At 55.3% G+C, this 20866-nt stretch carries 16 protein-coding genes; 15 read left to right on the top strand and 1 reads right to left on the bottom strand.

Annotated elements, in window-relative coordinates; all coding sequences use genetic code 11:
- The first annotated feature begins 14 nt into the window (after window positions 1–14).
- From Q363_RS19520 to Q363_RS36390, 12 genes are all read left to right on the top strand, one after another.
- Window positions 15–356, top strand: coding sequence for a cytochrome ubiquinol oxidase subunit I (locus Q363_RS19520; RefSeq protein ID WP_035353689.1), 342 nt, complete (start codon window positions 15–17; stop codon window positions 354–356).
- Window positions 353–1786, top strand: coding sequence for a TolC family protein (locus Q363_RS19525; RefSeq protein WP_064742675.1), 1434 nt, complete (start codon window positions 353–355; stop codon window positions 1784–1786). The genes Q363_RS19520 and Q363_RS19525 overlap by 4 nt, the downstream gene beginning before the upstream one ends.
- A 38-nt stretch (window positions 1787–1824) precedes the next feature.
- A complete protein-coding gene (locus Q363_RS46510) occupies window positions 1825–2052 on the top strand; it encodes a YtcA family lipoprotein (protein WP_064742677.1) in 228 nt (75 codons plus the stop codon).
- 11 nt (window positions 2053–2063) lie between these two features.
- Entirely contained in the window at window positions 2064–3278 is a 1215-nt protein-coding gene (locus tag Q363_RS19535; RefSeq protein WP_035353695.1) for an efflux RND transporter periplasmic adaptor subunit, read from the top strand.
- 3 nt (window positions 3279–3281) lie between these two features.
- Entirely contained in the window at window positions 3282–5441 is a 2160-nt protein-coding gene (locus Q363_RS19540) for an FUSC family protein (protein ID WP_035353698.1), read from the top strand.
- 531 nt (window positions 5442–5972) lie between these two features.
- The gene (locus tag Q363_RS19545) at window positions 5973–7424 is read left to right on the top strand and encodes an outer membrane beta-barrel protein (protein WP_035353701.1); all 1452 of its coding nucleotides are present in this window, start codon (window positions 5973–5975) and stop codon (window positions 7422–7424) included.
- A gap of 111 nt (window positions 7425–7535) precedes the next feature.
- Entirely contained in the window at window positions 7536–9215 is a 1680-nt protein-coding gene (alsS, locus tag Q363_RS19550; RefSeq protein WP_035353704.1) for an acetolactate synthase AlsS, read from the top strand.
- A 147-nt stretch (window positions 9216–9362) separates the two neighbouring features.
- Window positions 9363–10529: an MFS transporter gene (locus Q363_RS19555; protein ID WP_051979023.1), complete on the top strand. Its 1167-nt coding sequence runs from the start codon at window positions 9363–9365 to the stop codon at window positions 10527–10529.
- Between the two features lie 242 nt (window positions 10530–10771).
- On the top strand, window positions 10772–11605 hold the full coding sequence (gene budA, locus Q363_RS19560; protein ID WP_035353706.1) for an acetolactate decarboxylase: 834 nt from the start codon (window positions 10772–10774) through the stop codon (window positions 11603–11605).
- Between the two features lie 76 nt (window positions 11606–11681).
- Entirely contained in the window at window positions 11682–11972 is a 291-nt protein-coding gene (locus tag Q363_RS19565) for a hypothetical protein (RefSeq protein WP_035353707.1), read from the top strand.
- Between the two features lie 1003 nt (window positions 11973–12975).
- A complete protein-coding gene (locus Q363_RS36385) occupies window positions 12976–16197 on the top strand; it encodes a PAS domain-containing protein (protein WP_169747047.1) in 3222 nt (1073 codons plus the stop codon).
- Between the two features lie 67 nt (window positions 16198–16264).
- On the top strand, window positions 16265–16639 hold the full coding sequence (locus tag Q363_RS36390) for a sensor histidine kinase (protein ID WP_051979025.1): 375 nt from the start codon (window positions 16265–16267) through the stop codon (window positions 16637–16639).
- A gap of 290 nt (window positions 16640–16929) precedes the next feature.
- On the opposite strand, the gene Q363_RS19580 is transcribed toward Q363_RS36390, so the two are convergent.
- Window positions 16930–18066 carry a Gfo/Idh/MocA family protein gene (locus tag Q363_RS19580; RefSeq protein WP_051979026.1) on the bottom strand — a complete coding sequence of 379 codons (1137 nt, stop codon included), beginning with the start codon at window positions 18064–18066 and terminating at the stop codon, window positions 16930–16932.
- Between the two features lie 78 nt (window positions 18067–18144).
- Between Q363_RS19580 and Q363_RS19585 the strand changes: the two genes are divergently transcribed.
- The 3 genes from Q363_RS19585 to Q363_RS19595 all read left to right on the top strand — a co-directional run.
- Window positions 18145–19233, top strand: coding sequence for an AraC family transcriptional regulator (locus tag Q363_RS19585; protein ID WP_245632333.1), 1089 nt, complete (start codon window positions 18145–18147; stop codon window positions 19231–19233).
- Between the two features lie 373 nt (window positions 19234–19606).
- Window positions 19607–19960, top strand: a complete 354-nt coding sequence (locus Q363_RS19590; RefSeq protein ID WP_035353710.1) for a hypothetical protein — start codon at window positions 19607–19609, stop codon at window positions 19958–19960.
- Between the two features lie 388 nt (window positions 19961–20348).
- Window positions 20349–20866: IS66 family transposase (locus tag Q363_RS19595; RefSeq protein ID WP_245632334.1), on the top strand; the 518-nt coding region annotated here is incomplete at its 3' end.

Genomic DNA, 20866 nt, shown 5'->3' on the forward strand with positions numbered 1-20866 from the left:
AAAGGATTTGGCAAATGGATAATTTGATCGCAGCCCGTTCCCAGATGGCGATATCTTTGGCGTTCCACATCATCTTCGCGACGATTGGTGTTTCGTTGCCCTTGATGATGACAATCTCCGAATGGCGGTGGAGGTCGACCGGCGATCCGGCCTACCTCTTACTGGCGAAGCGCTGGGCGAAGGGGACAACCATCCTCTTCGCCGTCGGCGCTATCTCCGGCACCGCCCTGTCCTTTGAACTCGGTCTCCTGTGGCCGCGGTTCATGCAGTATGCAGGCGCCGTCATCGGAATGCCGTTTTCGTTGGAAGGTTTCGCCTTCTTTACTGAGGCAAATCATTACTACGGAGTTGAATGAGCATTTGGACTACAGTTTCGCTCTTCTTCCTTCTTCTTACCAGAGGTGTGTTTGCCCAGAGTGCTCCGGCCTTACCCGACCATCCTTCCCATTTCGTCGGAGAGCGGGAAATCGAAAACTCTGCAAAGCCGTTTCTGGAGTACAGATTCAGTATTGAACCGGACAGAACTTACACATTAGCGGAGCTTGTGAACTTGGCCGAGGAACACAATCCGGCAACTCGTGTTGCGTGGCAGACGGCCCGTGCTCAGATGGCAGCTCTCGGCGTGGCACGCAGCGAACTGTACCCGACGCTCGCGGCTGTGGCGCTCTCCCAGACAAATCGTTCGGAAGTCCTTTTCGGGAATCAGTTTAATCGCCAGACTGTTCAGTCTTTTGGTGGAGCCTTAGATCTGAATTACACAATATTCGACTTTGGAGGGCGTGCCGGCCGCATTGCGGCGGCACAATCAGATCTACTCGCAGCCAACTTTGCGTTTAACGACACACATCGAAAAATCATCTATGACGTAACCGAAGCCTACGATCGATTGCTCAACGCGAATGGTCAGGTAGAGGCAGCTCGAGCAAGTTTGAAGAATGCTCAAGCCGTACAGCAAGCAGCGGAGGATCGTCTGAAGAACGGTCTTGCGACCTTGCCGGACGTATTGGAAGCGCGAAGCGCAGCCGCGCAAGCGCAATACGATCTGCAAGCGGCTCTTGGAGTTGAGAAAAACACTCGAGGGGATTTGGCAACGGCGTTGGGAACACGCCCCACCGACGCGATTCGAGTTCAGCCCATCGACCAACTGGTTATTCCGGAATCAATCGGCGATTCCGTCGATCAGGCGATGGATCGCGCATTCGCACAACGGCCTGACCTTATGCAGCAAGTGGCCGAAGTTCGAAAAGCAAACGCAAGCGTTAAAGAGGCACGCGCGGCTTATTATCCTGTCCTTTCTGCCAGAGTTACTCCCAACGCGCAGTCGCTGTATGGCTTGCAGCAACAGCTCCCCTGGGCCCACCCGGCGGATCTGACTGGGGAGCTGCAGTTGAAACTGAACTGGACTTTGTTTGATGGCGGTGCACGAAAAAGTCATCTGGCACAGGCGCAAGCTAACCTGCGCGTGGCTGAAGCAAGAGTGAACGTTATTCAAGACACAATTGCGGACGAGGTCTGGAAAGGCTATTCCAATTTGGAGACCGCGCTTGGTCAACGGCAAGCTGCTGCCGCTCTTCTCAGCGCGGCCGATCAATCGTATTCCTCCGCATTGGAATCCTACAACGATGGTGTCCGCAACTTACTGGACGTAACGGCCGCCCAGGCAACACTGGCACGTGCCCGCTCGGCTGATGTGTTGGCGCGTGCACAAGTTCTTTCCAGTCTGTCAGATCTGGTCTTCGAGACTGGAGATCTAATGCAATCGAGCGCCGGGAGACCCAAGCCATGAACTGCCGTCGAGGCAATCGCACTATGAAGTACGGCTTAATGTTTACTTCGCTTCTGCTTGCGGGTTGCGAACGGGCTCCAACCTTTGACGTGGTGGGTTCGGTCTTCCCGGCATGGTTATTTTGCCTAGCTATGTCAATTCTGCTCACAGTTCTCGCCCGATGGCTTTTCCAGCACTTACGCGTTGCGGTCGCTCCTCAGATTTTGATTTATCCAAGCCTGACCGCCGCTTTTGCATTCGCATTGTGGCTTATTTTCTTTCGCTAGAGAGGCACGATATGAAGATGGAGTCAAATTCGATGGTTAGAGAGCGGCTTAGTCGTCTGATCAGTATTGGCATTGTGGTAGTTGCTGTTGCTTTGGGTCTCGGAGTGCTCTGCAGGTCGACCTACTATCCACGAACCGATGATGCCGAGGTTTTTGCGAATTTTATTGGTATCGCATCGCAAGTAGAAGGACCGATCACCCGGCTGAACGTGCGCGACAACGAGTTCGTGAAGAAAGGCGAGCTGTTATTCGAAATCGATGACCGACCCTACAAATACGCTCTCGAAAGAGCCCTGTCTGATCAAGCTGCCCTCGAAGGACAAATTGAGGACGAGCAACGAAAGATCGCGGCACTGGTAAGCGGCGTTTCTATTTCACAGGCTAATATCCATAGCTCGCAAGCCGACATCGACCGGTGGGCTGCGGTTATCGATCAGGCCCGTGCAGACGTCACAAACGCAGAGCAGGGCGTGAACCGGGCCAGAGCAGAGTGGACATACGCAAACAACAATTTGCACAGGATTGAGCCCCTGCTGGCAAAACAGTTCGTCACGGTAGACCAAGTCGACAGAGCGCGAACATCGGAGGTTGCTCAGGCAGAAGCCCTGAAGCAAGCGCAGTCGCAATTGCTGCTCTCGCAGGCAGGATTGAAATCGACCTTAGCGCAGTACGAACACTCCAAGGCGGTTCTGGAAGAAAGCCACGCCCAGCATGAGCAATCCATACATGCCGTGACCACGCTCGAACCGCTTATCAACCAGCGTGGCGCCCGCACATCGGCAGTAGAAACTGCCCGCTACAATCTCAGTAATTGCCGGGTCTATGCACCGTTCGATACGCGTGTGACCAACCTTACGATCTCGGAGGGCGCCTACGCGCACATAGGCCAGCAGGTGTTCACACTCATCGACGCGCGTACATGGTGGGCGATAGGCAATTTTCGCGAGGCTACGCTGCAGCATATCGAGCCTGGCATGCGAGCAGATGTCTTTCTACCGTCGAAGCCGAACATTCGCCTTTCCGGGATCGTGGACAGTATAGGCTTCGGTACAACTCCGGATCCTGATGTCTTTGGCCGCTTGGAGCCGGGGCTTCCTGACGCACAGCGAACGCTCAATTGGGTGCATCTGGCATCGCGATTTCCGGTCCGTGTTCGCGTCAGTAACCCTCCTCCTGGATTGTTTCGAGTAGGCGAGTCGGCGGTTGTCGTCATTCGCGGGAAATAATATATGGCTACCTTCGCACAATCTGTACAGGAGTCGCCCAAACCGCTGACCTCGTATTGCGCGTTTCTTAAAGAGGAACTCATTCCCTATCCAGGAAGAGCCGCGTTGGTGGGGCGCATGGTCTTGGCTGCGACTCTCGCCATGCTCATTACCATGACGTTTCGCCTTCCCTATGGCGCGTATTGTGCGATCTATGCAGTTGCGATTTCACGCGAAAGCACACAGATAACCTTGAAGACAGCTGTAACGAGAATCGCCTCGTATTCTCTCGGAGCTATCTATGTATTGATCGGTGCGACGTTCTTTGTGGACGATCCACCGCTGCGCCTGCTTTGGGTGATTGGAACGATGTTCCTCACGTTCTATGCGATGAGCGCCATGTCCACCTTCGTATCGGCGGTGGATATCGGGTATCTGATCGTACTGACTGTTCCCCTCTGGGATGAACACATCTCCGGCGAGCAGAGGCTGGAAGCAACACTCTGGGCGGTCTTCGCTCTGACGATTAGCTGCGCGATCGCAGTGGTCGTCGAGCTGTTCTTTGAAGCGACAAGGCCCGGGAATGATCTTCTGCGATCCATCGCTGACCGGCTGACTTCCGTCGAAGCCGCACTCGTCTGTTATGGGACAGGCGGAGCAGTCGACCAGGCTACGGCAGACAAGCTCTCGCGGCTTGCGATGCTCGGGACATCAAGATTGCGGCGCACTCTGCTTACATCCAACTATCCGCGCGATTACATGGAGCAGATTGGCGCGGTTGTGGCGCTGGTTGGAAGACTTGTCGATATTGCTGCAAGTCTGACTCATATCGGTATTCAGATAGGTGGTGATGACCGGCAGAGAATGCGGGCCTTGGCCGCGAGCATTGGCAGCATTCGTGCCGAACTGCTGAGCGGAAAAGCTCCAGGCGCGATTGAGCTAAAGGATGCAAGCGAACCTTCGGGTGGTGGAGTTCTGCTATTGCGGGAGATGGAGAAGACCGTATTGCTCATCCCAGCAGTCTTCTCCGGTGCTGGGTCTACGAGTGAACTCGGGATCTCGCCATCCGACGACAAGCGGACATCAACACTGCTTGTTCCGGATGCTTTCTCCAACTTGGACCATGTGAAGTTTGGGTTAAAAGGCGGCCTTGCGGCGAGCCTTTGTTATATCACCTACAACGCCCTTGCTTGGCCCGGTATCAGTACAGCGGTCACAACCTGTTTGTTGACCGCGCTATCCACGGTTGGCTTTTCTCGTCAGAAGCAGGTGCTGCGATTCGCAGGCGCGATCGTGGGTGGCTTCCTCTTCGGGATGGGGGCCCAGATTGTAATTCTTCCATATCTAGACTCAATCGCCGGATTTACGGTCCTTTTCATCGCGGTTAGCGCTGTAGGCGCCTGGTTTGCAACGTCGAGCCCTCGATTGGCCTATTTCGGCGTGCAGATTCTCGTCGCCTTCTATCTCATCAACCTGCAAGAATTCAGAGAACAGATCTCACTTGGCGTAGCAAGAGATCGCGTGGTTGGCATCCTCTTGGGCCTCTGTGCAATGTGGTTTGTGTTCGACCAACTCTGGGGCACGCTCGCGTCAGTGGAAATTAAGAAAGTGTTCATTTCCAACTTACGGTGGCTGGCGGAATTTGAAAGGCAGCCTCTTTCAAAAGGGGGAAGGAGTGCAATCGAATGCAGCTATTTTCTTCGAGAGACGATCAACTCAAACTTTGATAAGGTCACGAGTCTGGCAGACGGACTGCTCTTCGAATTCGGTCCGACCCGCCAGCAGGATCTCATGTTGCGCAAGCAAATTCGGGAGTGGCAACCACAACTGCGGATGCTATTCCTGACACGAGTCACACTCTTCAAATATCGCCTTCAACTCACAGGATTCGAGCTACCGAAGCGTGTGCGTGCTTCCCAACTGGAGTTTGACGGTCGGTTAGCCGTATTACTGGATCGGATGGCAGACCGAATGGAGGAGGAGGCACCGCCGGACGATCACGGCATCGAAGATGCATTGGAGCGTTTAGAAAAGGTGGTTCGGACCTGCTGTTCGGAGTACCCTCAACAATCGATCGCAATTGACCTGAAGACTTTCCTTGCTCTTTCCCGCACCGCAGAAAGCCTGGTCAGATCTCTGCAAAGCCAAATCTCCTTTCCAAACATAGGAAGCAGTGCGAACTAGCTGTGAGAGGTTCGCAGGGAACCCGTGTCTTTCAGCACAATAACTTCGTGATTTCGATCCGTCGCATACCAACTCGGTCTAGCTTTGCATTGAGACTTCGGACGATTCCGAGTTTCTTCATCAGCACTCAATCGACAGAGAAGCAGCCTTTACTGATTGGCGGTTGCACAGCGGTCGGCGTGTTCAACCTATGATCCGACAGCCAAAAGACAAGCTCGGCATTTCTTAAACGCGCAGAAACAGGCATTTCTCCGCTAGCCCCAGCCGACAAGATTTCTCTTTCCATTCCTGGTGATTTACGCAGCCACCTCTCGTAGGCCTGATGGCGGCCTCTTCGTGGCTGCTTGTAATTTGTGGTCCTGTCCATAACTCGACAGCGTAAATACGGTGACACCAATTCCTTGAACACAGGGCTACAGCTGCCACCTAACAGATGTCTTTTCAACGGAACAAAAGGCGAGGGGTTTGGCTGACAGAATGCCTTCACAGTTGTCGTAACAAAAGAAGACGCTAACTATACGGGGACTAACAATGCTGCACCATACCGCGAAGCCGGCCACCGGGGAGTTACTCAACTCGTTCACTGAGGATAACGGCCAGCAGATCGTGCATGCGCTGGTGGATGGCAATGAGAGGATCAACTGCACGAAGCCACTGTGTCATCGGTGGCTGGTAGCATATCGTAATATCTGGATCAGGAGTCTCGTCCAGGCAGTAGTTGCGTTCGTGGCGTTGTCGGCACCAGCGCAGCAACAAGAGCCACTCGATGGCTCAGCCGATCTGGCGCTACTCACTACGGAATCAGAGAATCCAGCTAATGCCCCACCGATAGCCTATAAGTCAGACAACTCCGGTATTCTAGGTCCGGTCAAACCCGAGGATCTAACTCCGCTCCTATCTCGTCTTCCCGAGACCGAATTCACTAGCTGGCTTACGCGAGAGCGCATTCGCCTATATGGTTGGGTTGATGGTGGATATACGTATTCGTCAGCCGGCGATGGCTTGCTTGCGGTCGCACCCACTCCTAACCGTTTCGGCAACGAGTGGCTGATTAACGGTGCATGGGTCATCGTTGATCGGGTGCCCGCCCCGGAAGGATGGTCATGGGGCTTTCGAAGCGACTTTTATGCAGGATCCGATGCGGCTCTGTTGCGCCCTCTGAACAGTTTCGGGCCAGAGGGCAAACACCTGGGAACGGACTTTCGGCAGCTCTATTTCGCTCTGCACATGCCGGTCCTCTCGAAGCGCGGTGTGGACTTACAGCTTGGTAGGCAAAATCTCCCAATCGGGTATGAGACGTTAATGGCGCCCTACCGGCCACTGTACTCGATGACATATTTCTGGATCTACTTTCAGGTTGCAGGCACTTCCGCGACGGCAACGTGGCATGCAACCGATCGATTTGATCTTCTGGGTGGCGTGGTAATGAACTACAACACCATCTTTAAACTCCGCGGCCGCGCTCCTAGCTACATTGGGAAATTCACGTATCCGATTGGCGCCACCAGAAAAACGACAATCATTGGGACGGTGTATACCGGCCCGGAACCGGTCCCCGCCACAACGGGGCATATCGGCTCATGGCAGATAGTCGCCGAGCTTCAGGTGAAGCATAACTGGTCTCCACGCATAGCGCAGGTATTCCAGGTAAACGGTTCGTGGGATGACAACGACCCCGCCGTCCGACGGACAACCTCCGCCACTCACGGCTTCAATACGATCACCACCTTTCATCTGGACAAGATGCTTGACCTGAATACGCGGGGAGAGTGGTTTTACGATCAACACGGCGTACGAACGGGAGTACCCGGAACATTTGGCGAAACAACTGTTGGGGTGAACGTGATGCCGACGCGCTGGATCAGTTTCCGGCCCGAACTGCGGGGTGATTTCGCCGCACAGCCGTCGTACGGTCACGTCGGCTCGGCCGGCCACAAACAAAACGAATTGTCAGCCGCATTCGATGTGATTTTCAAATTTTGAAATGAACGATATGACGCTTCACAGGGAGCGAAGCTAAGAACTTATCTCTGTTCCTCTGAGGTAATTAAACGAAACCAACGGAAAATCTTTCCCACAAAAAAGGAGAAGTGAATGGGTACGACAACGGTAACAAAAGCTGCAGTGCGAACAGGTGCTCGACTCCTGGTCGATAGTCTGGAAGCGCAAGGGGTAAAACATATCTTCGGGATACCGGGGGCAAAGATTGACAGCGTATTCGACACGTTGTTGGACTCGTCGATTCAGACGATTGTTTGCCGGCATGAACAGAATGCCGCATTCATTGCTGGTGGCATCGGCCGGATGACAGGTAAGGCCGGGGTGGTATTGGTCACCTCAGGTCCGGGCGTCGCAAATTTGGCGACGGGTTTAGCGACGGCCACCTCAGAAGGCGATCCGATAGTAGCAATCGGAGGAGCCGTGCCGCTTGAAAGAGCCTTGAAACAGGTGCATCAATCCATGGACCAGGTCGCTCTGCTGCGGCCTGTCACCAAGTTCAGCGCCGAAATCGAGAGCGCAGACACGATCAACGAAGTCGTGGCGAATGCATTTCGGATCGCCGAGTCCGGACGTCCCGGCGCGGCATACATCAATGCCCGTCAGGACATTATGGTCGGAGAGGGGCATGGGGAGGTGTTGACGCCGGTATCACCTACAAATTCGGGAGCTGCGGATACCTTTGCAATTGCAGAGGCCGCCGAGTTGATCAACGGCGCGGAGCGACCGGTGGTGCTGCTCGGCCTGCTTGCGAGCCAACCTGAAAACACTAAGGCGGTGCGAAAACTGCTAGGCAAGGCGAGGCTGCCCGTGGTAGGAACCTATCAGGCCGCGGGAGTTGTGTCGCGCGAGTTATCCGATCTCTACGGCGGACGAATCGGCCTGTTCCATACCCAGCCTGCGGACAAGCTTCTGGATGGCGCCGATCTGGTCGTCACGGTTGGATACGATCCGGTCGAGTACGAACCAAGCCTCTGGAACAAGGGCCTAAACCGCAAGTTGATCCACATTGACGCGGTGTCATCCGATATTGACCGTGACTATCATCCGCAGATCCAATTGATTGGCGACATTGCGGCCACCCTGGACGCGCTGTCTGGGGAGTTAAAAGTACGAACCCTCACTTCCGAATTGGCCTTCCTGAAGGAGATTGCGCTCGAGCGGGAAGAGTTTGCTAAGAAGGCCGCAGACATGAACGGTACCCCCGTTCACCCCCTGCGCCTCGTCCACGAACTGCAGAAGTTGCTGACCGACGATACGACTCTGTGTTCCGATATGGGTTCTTTTCACATCTGGCTCGCCCGCTATCTTTACAGTTTCCGTGCGCGTCAGGTTCTCATCACGAACGGACAACAGACCCTTGGTGTGGCTCTGCCCTGGGCGATTGCAGCCTCTCTTGTCCGACCGAATGAGAAGGTGATCTCGCTCTCCGGCGACGGAGGGTTCCTGTTCTCGGCCATGGAGCTTGAAACGGCTGTACGGCTGAAATGCAATCTAGTTCACATCGTATGGATTGACGGCTCCTATGACATGGTGCGCTTCCAGCAGATGTCCAAATATGGGCGTGCCGCCGCGGTCGATTTTGGACCGGTGGATGTCGTGAAATACGCCGAAGCCTTCGGTGCTCATGGCATGCACATTCAAACGCCGGACGAAATCGTGCCCACTCTGAAGAGAGCGCTGGCTCTGCAAGGCCCGGTGCTTATCGGCATTCCGGTCGACTACCGGGACAACCTCAAGCTGACGACGGGCCTGCACCCCGACGTCCTGGTCTAACAGCACCTGCGGTTCCTTCTCCGGGCGTTGCGCCGCGAGGCCCGGAGAAGGAACACCGCGGCATCAAGCCGATTCGGCTTTCCATATTCAACCCGCTCCGTAGCAGACGTTGGTCATAAACAAAGCGAATGTTTTTGAGGAGACATTATGTTAGTAGCAGGAAACAAGGAGAACAAAGTCGAGACTGGCAATAAGGCGCGGCCTGTTGGTTATTGGGCTGCCGTATCGGGCTGGTTTCTGTGCGCGCTGTTCTACTTTTACCAGTATGCTGTGCGATCCGCCCCGGGAGTGATGCGTGGAGCCATGGCAGCGACTTGGGGTAACGACCCCGTAGCTATGATGAATGCGTACTACTACATGGTGTACGCCTTTGCCGCCCTCCTTGCCGGATCGCTTCTGGATCGATACGGAGCACGGAAGACCGTTCCCTTTGCGGCCGCCTCTGTGGGCGCCTTGTGTTTGCTACTGGCTACGGGGAATGAGCACCAGGCCGTACTGGGATTTACTGTTCAGGGACTCGGCGCGGTCTTCGGTTTTGTCGGGTCAGTCTATGTTGCCGCCAAGTCTCTTCCTCCAAGGAGCTTGCCCACGTTCGTCGGCTTGGCCCAGATGTTAGGCATGGCAGGCGCCGCGGTTGGATCGAAACCGGTCGCAGTCATGATCGATCGAGGCTGGGCCTGGCAATCGGTCTGGGTTCCGTTTGCAGTCTTTGGCGGCGTACTCGCCGTGCTGCTCTGGATCGTGCTCCCGCGGGTCACGGATGCCAAAACGCCGTTTTCACTGAAGGCCCTGATTCACCCCTATCAGGTAGTTTTTGAGAATCCGCAGACTTACTTGTGCGGATTGATTGGCGGACTGTTGTTCGCGCCCACCACGATTGGCGTCATGGTTTGGGCGACTCAGTTTCTCCATCAGGGGGAGAAACTGAGTATGTCGGACTCCGCAAGTTTTGCTTCCATGGTCCCGATCGGCTGGATCATCGGTTGTCCATTGCTGGGATTCATCTCCGACCGGATGGGTCGCCGCAAGCCCGTTCTAATTGGCGGAGCAGTGGTGATGGGTCTAGCGGCTCTTGCCGCACTCTACGTGGAGCCCGGCTTCGGAGTGCGTTATGCGATAGCTTTGGTGCTTGGAATCTCCTCCGGTGCCGCCATGATTCCATTCTCCGTCATCAAGGAGGCAAATCCCCCTGAGGTGAAGGGCTCTGCGTCCGGAGCGATGAACTTCCTTTGCTTCATGGTAACGGGGTTGTTGTCGCCTCTTCTTGAGCGAAGGTTGGAGCCCACGCCTGGACAAGTCGAAACGCTTAGTTAGCGGATTTCAACATGGTCTCGTGCCACTTGTTTTCGGAATCGCAGTCGCTATCGTGCTCTCGTTCTTCCTGCGCGAGACAGGCCACGCCGCGCCACAAACTGAGTCCCAAGCCCCTCCTCTACAGTCTGCTCTGACAAGTGAGAGGTAAGTTGCAATTTGGGAATTGATTTCCAACCAGCTTAGGGCGTGACAATTCGTGCCTTCGCGCTCTGGCTACTCAAAGAAGAAAGGACGAAATCACAATGCCGCAACTCAATTGCACCCTTTCGGCTGGACTATGGGAGCTCTTACAACGCCAATCGAAGGAGACGAACGATCCCGTCAGCCATATAGTTAGCAGCGCTCTTGCCACTCATTTCGGCGTCGCCCATCACACTCTTTACCAAGTCTCAACCTCCACGGCCTTGGTCGAGGGCATCTATCAAGGTGCGGTACGCATCGGAACGCTGCGAGAGCATGGAGATCTCGGGCTAGGCACCTTTGAGAGCCTTGACGGGGAGATGGCGATCGTCGACGGTCATGTCTATCAGGTGCGGTGCGACGGATCGGTGCGGGAGGTGGGCGATGATCTTCTGATTCCCTTTGCGGCAATCACTCGCTTCGCTCCGGACACGCACGTTGACCTTCAGCAGTGCCCCGATTTCAATCACCTGCTCGCGCAGTTCGACGAATTGCGAGATTCCGACAATATCTTCTATTCGATACGAGTCGATGGGCATTTTGACACCATGCACACTCGCGCCGTTTGCAAGGTAGAAGAGGGGGTCACGCTCGTCCAAGCGGCTGCGGTTCAGCCTGAGTTCAAGTTTCAAAATGTCTCAGGAACGTTGGTGGGCTTCTGGACACCGGCTTATGCAAAGACGCTGAATATCCCCGGCTACCACCTTCACTTTTTATCGGAGGACTGTACCCAGGGCGGCCACGTTCTTGGGTGCAGCGGCTCCGGGTTGCATCTTCAGTTGCAACGGACTGACGACTTACACGTTGCCTTGCCAGAAACCGAGGCTTTTCTTAAGGGAGACCTAACTCGGGACCCTAGCGCCGAACTTGAGAAAGCGGAAGGAGCCAAGAAATAGGCACAGTAGTCTCCGCCAATCCTGGCTTGCAGACAGGCCGCAGCTCTTAAGAACTATTTCAGAACGAGAGGATCAAATGCTCAAAACCGCCTCAACCTTTGCTACGATCCATACGCCATCCCCCTTTCCTGCCTCGTACAAGCGGTACATATCCGGCAGCCGCTCTGATCTGCGCGTGCCCTATCGCGAGATATCTCTTTCGCCTACCCGCCATGGCGATCGCGTGGAAGAAAACCCCCCTCTTCCGGTTTACGACAGTTCCGGCCCGTACATGCCTGTGCAGGAGCTGGCGGTGCCCAGCACTCCGGAGATTGGCAAGCCGTTCTGGTATGAGGCTGCGCGATTCGTGGCGCAGGACACCGCATGAGCGCCGCAGTCTATATTGACGGACGTCCTGCCGAGCGTTTTGAGGCATATCGAGAGATGCTCAGACGGCTTGGAACACTTCCCAGTGAGTCCAACGATCTGATCGAAGTATGGACGACCTTGCCGCCGCATTCGCGCTGCGCAACGAACTGTCTGGCTCAACCCATCAGCTGACAGCGCTCAGCAGCAGTGGCTGAATGATGGAGGCGCAATTCTTCGATAGCTTGGTCAAAATAGACCGCGACAAGAGGTAGCTGAAAAAGTCGATATCCAACAAAACGGCGTGATTTTGGGGGATAGAAATGCCTAGGCGACCCGAGAAAATCGTTTGTAGGGCATCCTGACGCGACGCAATTTGAAACCTCATCCTGCAGATGAGTTTTTCAACAGCCACAAGCCCTTAGCACTCATTTAGATGTCACGCAGACGGATGCATATCGAAACCGGCCGCCTTGCCGAATGCACAAGAAGCCATCGAACGAACGACCGACGCAATTCCCTTCCCCCATCCCAATTCATTAGTTTCGCTTCCATTCCTAGGTCTCAGCAGATGTCCGTTGAGCGGACCGATTATCCGCCGCGCACTCCGTAATCGAGCGTAAGCGAAGCTAACTACATTGCTTCAAGCGCGCTTAACAAGGGTGCGAGCGCAACCTGCAGTTGCGGACTCAGCGCTTCACTCGTGGCCGGCCTGAAGCCCATTGGGTTACGGCCGCGGATGCGTTCTCCGAAGGCTCGTATTCACTGTAGCCATGGTGGGTTACGAGTAAAATGTGGGTGCTGTGTGGAAAACACACCAACGAGCGCGGTCCTTTATTCCCGTCGGAGACGACGACCGCTCAGCACACTCAATCCGTGTCACAGCCTCGCAGCTATGCTGGCTTGTTGTCTTAATGATCGTTACCTGTTTTCGGTGTCCGTCGTCGCTCGGGCAAACGCAGGCATCGGTGAACGTGCAGGTGGGTCACGACTCCTGGACCTTCAAAGAGGGAGCGCCCGCAGACGTGGCGTGTTTAGCACAGACCAACGACGGGTTCCTATGGCTGGGCGGCCCCAACGGATTATTTCGCTTTGATGGAACGCGATTCGAACCATTCAGCTCGCCGTTTGGCGATCGGCTCCTCTCGACCAACCTGTACTCCTTGTTCGCACCGCCGTCTGGTGGCCTCTGGATCGGCTACACGTTAGGAGGCTTCAGTTTCCTGGATAAGGGGCGAGTGACCAATTATGCGAGCGGGATTGGAAGTGTTTACGGTTTTGCCCAGGATCGGGATGGAATTGTATGGGCAGGCACATCCAGTGGTCTATGGAGATTCGACCATTCGAGGTGGCAGCATCTCGGGGTTGAGTGGAACGCTCCGGCCGAACGCGTTACGCAGGTTGGGTTTGATTCAGAGGGGATACTTTGGGCTTTGGTGGGCGGTCTTAACGCCCCGACGAAAGACCTCATTTACCTGATACCGGGGACCGGACACTTCAAAACAGCTGCAAGCAATCTATCAGTCGACGCGTTCACGTGGGAGCCGGATCGAACCGTCCTGACCGTGCCCGTAGCGCCACGTGTGTCCGGCTCCGGCGAAGGTTCTGATGAGAGGCTACCTGCTTACCCGGTCACAAAAAACCTTCAAATTGTTGATCGAAACAACAGTGTTTGGATCTCACCCTGGGATAGGCCCGTCGTGATGCGCGTTCTAAAAGACAGCCTACGTGATGTCCGGAACAAAGCGTCCCCAGCTATTTCTGAAACCTATAACGTAAACCCATTTCAGAATGCAGAGTTGGTGGACCGTGAAGGAAATATCTGGCTTGGAGACACCAGGGGTATACATCGATTCTTCTACACCCCGTTGATCAGACGGGAATTCCCGAAAGAAATATCGGAGAGTTCGGATTTTGCCGTGGTTGCTGATGACAATGGGGCGGTATGGATCAGTTTCGGCAGTAGTGGCGCTAACTTCAAAGCGGACCTTTATCATGTCCTGGGCGGCAAAGCCGAGCGTCGTCTCCCGCAGGTGACAACGTCATTCGCCTACCGCGCACCTGACAAGACGTTCTGGTTCTCCGGGGAAGGTTGTCTTTGGCATCTTGTCGGAGACGATTTCGTTCGCGTGAACCTTCCCCCGGAGATGGTGAACCAATCTGACTTCCTGCAAACGATTACCGAGGATCAACAAGGAGGAATATGGGTCTCCTTCGGCCGCCACGGTTTATACCGGTTAGCTAATGGCAGTTGGACACCTTACGGTGGCCGCGACGACCTCCCAAAGCCAGGGAGCATGATGATTGCGTTCACCGATAGCCTTGGCCGCGTGTGGTTCGGCTATACGAAGAGCCAGCTGGCGGTTTTGGATGGCGATCGGGTCCGTCGATTCGGTCCGAGCGATGATCTTCAAGTGGGCAATATCACGGCGATCTATGGACGAGGATCAGAGATTTGGATCGGGGGTGAATTTGGGCTGGAGCAGTTTGACCAGGGACGCTTCCACAAGATCGCCGCTGTGGATGACAAATGGCTGCGCGGAATCTCTGGAATCGTGGAAACACCCGCGGGAGATTTATGGCTCAACGCGATTTCAGGGATCTTCCATATCCGTAAGGCGGAAATTTCCGAAGCTTTGAAAGACTCGGCGTATCGAGTCAAGGGCGAGCACTTCGGCAGACGCGAGGGACTTTCAGGGATGGCCAACCAGTTTCGTCCGTTGCCAACCGCCATCGAGGGCACCGATGGGCGACTGTGGTTCGCGTTGCGCAACGGAGCGGTGTGGCTCGATCCAGCAGCTTACTCTGAAAAACGGACAGTGCCGCCTCCGATCACCATCCAGTCGATTTCTGCCGACGACAAATTCTACGCGCCCGACGCTCGCCTCTCTTTACCAGGCCACACGTCGAGCGTGCAGATCAGCTACAGCGCAGTGAGCCTCTCCGATCCCGAGGCTATCCGATTCCGCTACAAGCTGCAGGAAACAGACAAGGACTGGCACGAAGCGGCGGCTGCCACTCCCGTTACCTATCGCAACCTGCCTCCCGGCTCCTATCATTTCAGCGTTGAGGCGTCCGATACGAACGGCGTCTGGTCCGGCGCACCCGCAACCATGGCTTTCACCATACTGCCGGATTTCTACCAGACCACTTGGTTCCGCTTGTTGTGCGTGGCTGCGTTTCTGGCATTCCTTTTGGGGTTATATCAACTCCGAGTGCAACGATTGCGGCGGGAGGAAAGAAAACTTCGCGAAGCCATTGAGACCATTCCGGCGATGGCGTGGATCGCTGGACCCGACGGGACTGTTCAATTTGTGAATCGACGCTGGGTTGAGTATACCGGCCTGTCGCAGTTGGGAAAAGCGGAGGAAGTCGAAAAAATTGTAATTCATCCCGAAGATCTGGATCGAAGTGTACGACGAATGGGCGCGAGCTTTGCCAGTGGTGAGCCGTTCGAGGAGGAGATGCGCTTGCGCCGCACCGACGGGGAGTATCGGTGGTTTTTGAGCCGCGCCGTGCCGCTGCGGGACAAGCGAGGAAAGGTCGTGAAATGGTACGGTGCGGTGACCGACATTCAAGATCGCAAGCGCGCGGAGGAAGCCCTGCGGCGCAGCGAAGCCTATCTGGCCGCGGCGCAGAGGGTGACCCACACGGGCAGCTGGGTCTGGAATGTAGCGGATCGAAGTGCAGTACACCTCTCCGAGGAGTTCTATCGCCTTTGCGGCTGGGATCCAACTGATGGACCACCGACATGGGAGAAGTGGATTGAGCGCATCCACCCAGAGGATCAACTCAAGTGGAAGGGGGCGATCGAACGGGCAATCCTGGAAAAAACCGATTACGAGAAGGAGTTCCGCATCGTTTTGCCGGGCGGCATCGTCAGATGGATCAACACAGTTGGTCATCCCGTCCTGACTGCTGACGGAGCTTTGGTCCAATTCATAGGCAGCTCGACCGACATCACCGAGCGCAAACGCGCCGAGGAAGAGCGCGAAAGGCTGCACCAGTTAGAGGCCGATCTCGCGCACATCAACCGGAAAACGACAAAGCAATTACAAGCGCCAGCGCCTGTTTGCGATGGCTTGCGCATGATCCTCCGGATCTGGGGAGGGCGCGCGCCGCAGCGATCAGAATTGAGCTGGACGGAAACCGTGCAGCCGATGTCATCAGCCATTTGCGGTCCTTCTACAAAAAGGGCACGCCGCCTGAACGCGAAATGGTCGACGTCAATGAGATCGTTCGTGTAATGGTCGCCCTGCTGCGGAGCGAGGCAGTTCGGTACTCGATATCGATCCATTCGAAGTCGGTGCAGACATGCCGAAGATCCTGGCAGACCGGGTGCAGCTTCAACAGGTGTTCATGAACCTGATGCTCAATGCGATCGAGGCGATGAAAGACAAGGGAGGCGAATTGACGATTACGTCACGACTGGACCAGAAAGGTCAGCCAATGATTTCGGTCAGCGATACGGGCGTAGGATTACCCACAGAAGGCACTGACCGGATTTTTGATGCCTTCTATACGACGAAACCACAAGGTACGGGTATGGGTTTGGCCATCACCCGCTCGATCGTGGAGTCTCACGGAGGGCGGGTATGGGTTACTGCCAATGAGGGAGCGGGCGCGACGTTCCATTTCACTCTGCCAACCGCAGTCGTGGAAGTGTCGTCAAAACGTGAGGTTCGCTAGCTCCTCGTCCAACGATCTTCGCCTTGAATCCACATTAAAAATCCCAGCGAGCCATGCTGCTCTCGCCGGAAGCTTTTGGGGCAGCCGGGTCATGGTCGAAGCACCCGATCAAATCGGGCCAACGCTCAAGAAGGCGTTCGAGATTCCCGGGCCCGTTCTGATCGGGATTCGCTAGATTTCGAGTCGGCTGAATTGACACCCGCATAGCCGATCGGATCAAGACTTCCCCATCTTGCGGCTCCGGAACGGGCACGTTCCTCAAACACAACACGTCGGGACCACCACAGCGGTCAAAAACCATTGCGCGCATTTGTAAGAAGCTCCTCTCGCAGATCTGTTTCTTGCACACTTGTGATCTTCTGCCGCTCGCCTCGTTTGGCAGCACGCCTTATAGCCTCGATGAGACGAGCGTTGTGAAGTGCGTGGTCAAAGCCGGGTGTAGTGTAGGTGCCTTCACTCAAATCGCGGACCAGATGAGCGTAGACCTCTCCCACGTTGATCGCCGCGCCCATGAAGCCACCAGCGACCGCGGGCTCGTCGGGTGTCACGAAAGGGATGTTCGATCTCAGCGTGAGGTCCCCAGCCTGGAAGCCGTAGGGGTGATCACTGGTGAGGCTGAGCCATGCCTCCGTTCCTCTGATTTCGAAGCTGGTGCGAGTATCCTGCGGCGCTACACCACCGTAAATGTCGGCGGTGAATACGGCACCAGATTGCGTCTTTCCAAGAACGGCGACCTGATCGGCAGTTTCACGCAAACTCTCCTCGCCTGTGTCCGTCAGTTTGACAGCGGGCCAGAGAATCTCGGTTCGGGCGTCTATCTCGATGATCGGCCCCAGGACCGCTTCCACCAAATCGAGTGTATGCCCCGCATTGATGGTTAGCAGGTTGGCGCCAGAAGATGTTTTATTAAAATAGTCATAGCTGGAAGGCAACTCCGGCCCGAAACCGATGTTGGTGGAGACAATTCTGGCGTTGAGTGGACGTCCAATCTTTCCCGAAGAAATCAACTGAGCTGCACGGCGCACGGCTGGATTCAACCGACCTTGCAATCCGATCGCGGTATGAAGTGAACCTGCCGCTCTGGCCATCTCTTCAGCCTCCGCGACGGTGCGTCCGAGGGGCGCCTCGCAGAACACCGCTTTGCCTGCCTCCAGCGCCGCCAGAACGAGTTCGCGGTGCGCGGGCACCTTGACGGCGATCGTTACTACATCAATCCGGTCATCTTGGATCATCACAAAGGGGTCAGACAACCAGCGCTCGGCGCCGAAGGCCTGAGCCGCTTCCCGGGCGCTCCGCTCGTTGCGAGTCGCCACAGCCGCGAGCCTAAGACCGGGAACACCTTTGATCGCCGGAACATGCGACACCTTCGCCCAGCTTTTTTCTGCGTTTGCCCCAACGATTCCGACACGAATTTCATTCTGAGTCATAGTTCAACCTCGCCATATTGCAATGGGATCGAATTTCATTTGACGCTCTCTGTCAGCAGGATTCATCCAATAGAAGAGATGACTGGAACAGACGACGGGACTTGTCATTCAGTCCAGATCGCTTGGCCAACTGTCCAAAAGGGGAGATTTGCAATGGACGCGGTCGCTGATGTCTTTCAGAGCATGCACATCGTCAGCGTGATTCAAGCCCGACTGGAAGCCAGTGCGCCGTGGGGACTGAAGCGCGAAGGTAATGCCAAAGTGGGGAACGGGAGGCATTCTGCTACTCGATTTGCTCACTTCGGGATGCTGACCAACGGCAGCTGCTGGCTCACCGCAGACGGCTTACCAGATCCAATTCCGCTTTCGGCCGGGGATTGCTTCCTGTTTGCGCCGGATAGCCGGTACACGGTCCGGGACAATCCGCGGACGGGAGCCCAGAACTTCTGTTCAGTCGCATCAGAGAATGGAAGTCAAGTAATCAAGTACGGCGGAGGAGGAGCCCCGACCACCATCCTTTTCGGATGGTTCAAATTCTGTGCAACTAGCTTGAAACCGCTTGGGCGCGTGCTTCCTCCGCTCATTGTGGCGCGATCTGATGAACCGCAGACTCTTGCCTTGCGCGCGACTATGACTATGCTTGCATCCGAGATGGCGAATCCGGCTCCGGGCTCGGGACTCGTTGTGCAACGTCTTGCAGACATCTTGTTCGTACAGTGTCTGCGTGCTCATCTCGAGTCGAGATCGGGAGCCTGCAATAAAGGATTACTTCGGGCGTTCTTCGATCCGAAGATCGGTGTGGCTCTCAAAATGATGCATCAGAAACTCGACGCCGCCTGGACGGTTGAAAAGCTGGCCTCGGCCTGTGGCATGTCTCGTTCCGCTTTCGCTGTGCGCTTTAAGGAAATGGTCGGGGAGACGCCGCTGGATTATCTCACGACCTGGAGAATGCAGAAGGCCGCAACGTTGTTACAGAAAAGCGATAACAAAGTGGTTGAGGTGGCAAGATCTGTAGGCTATGACTCCGACGCCACGTTCAGCAAAGCTTTCAAGCGAATCGTGCATGTGACGCCGAGTGAATTCCGTAGAGGCTTTCTAATCTTGCGAACCCACGGGTTCACTCCGAGCCAACCCGACCTCCACACAGCCCTTAATCTCGAAGAGTGATAAATCGCCGAGTCAGTGCGCCGGGATAAACCGGCATGAAGCAGGGAATGAAAGAGTCCTACGAGAAAGGAGTAGCGAACCGCTCGGCCCCGAGTTTTGCGTTGCACACCGCGAGGTGTTCGGCGAAGCGTAAACAGGGGTACAGGTGGGCTGGGTATTGAGCTCCGAAAAGATGCAATCAGGACGCTGACGCTTTTGACTTGGCGGAAGGCAACACGGTGGGGGCGATATCGCGAGCCCCTCATCGGTCCTGCGTAGTCGAAGACCCCAGACACGCCTGGAAGTATCATGCACGAGAACCGGGAGACCTCGGAGACGCCTGCTGCCAACCAGTAGCAGGACGGCGGGTGAAGGCTTAGGCCGCAAGGCTCGCATGAACGTCCCCGAGGAGTCGGACAGCGGCGTATTACCGATGAATCATTCGAACAAAATCGAGCAGTCGATGGCGGTGAGTGAGGAGGGAAGGCCGCTGATCAAGGAGAACACTCATCAGGCCAGCACGCGCCCGACACAGAGCGGGGAACGTGTGTCACAGGGACTGGCGGGTGTGCGGCAAGCAGCAAGGGAACACAAGGAGATGAAGTTCACCGCTCTGCTCCACCATGCCACGATCGATCTATTAAGGGACAGCTTTGGCTCTTTGAAGCGCAGAGCCGGATCTGCACAGCCGGCTGCATCGCGGTGCGTACCGTGCGCAGCCATCGAGAAGGGCGTACCCTTCTACTGAACCGTCGGCACGAAGCCGCGAATGGATCGGCTAGACCAGATAACCTGGGAAGACTTCAGTGTGCCTTGGGAGATCGACGTCAAGGCAGGCCTTTATTGGTTGCAGGCAGCGTTAAACCTGCCGCTCACGCCAGGAAGCCGTGTCCTCGTGGGATCGAGTGGCACAGAGACACAAAACTAGACGCACAACCCATCTGCCTGATTTAACGGCAGATCGCTATTTTGGCGAGCGACAACTATAACTTGGTCTGTGGGCAGAACTTGCTTAGGGTCCGACGAGCACTGAAAGACATTTTTGATCTTGACATTCCACAGCCGAACTTTTCAGATTTAAGTCATCGCTGCGTGAAACGCTTCAACCTATCTACGAAAAGATCTTTGTTCACCTATTGAAGGGCTCGCTCCTTCATATCGACGAAACTGAAGTGAAATTGAGAGGGTGTAGTGGGTATGTTTGGGTATTTGCAAGCGTGGATGCAGTTTACTTTGAGTATCGGGACTCACGAAAGGCTCAATTCCTGGGACCACGTCTTGAGGAATTCAAGGGCGTTCTCATCTCTGACTTCTTCACCGGGTACGACTCCCTAAAGTGCCCCCAACAGAAGTGCCTAATACACCTTATACGCGATATGAACGAAGATTTGCTCGCCAACAGCTTTGACAACGAATTTAAGCAATTAGCGCAGAGATTCGCTCATTTACTGCGGAAAATCGTCGAAACGGTTGATAAGTATGGTCTGAAGAGACGACATTTCCGCAAACACAGGAATGATGCAGATCGGTTCCTAAAGTCAGTTGAGATGACCAGATATTCGTCGCCCATTGCAACGAAGTACCAAGAACGAATGGGTAAGTATGGCTCAAGGCTATTCACTTTTCTGGACTATGATGGAGTGCCGTGGAATAA

The organism is Edaphobacter aggregans DSM 19364, from assembly GCF_000745965.1.
Classification (GTDB): Bacteria; Acidobacteriota; Terriglobia; order Terriglobales; family Acidobacteriaceae; genus Edaphobacter; species Edaphobacter aggregans.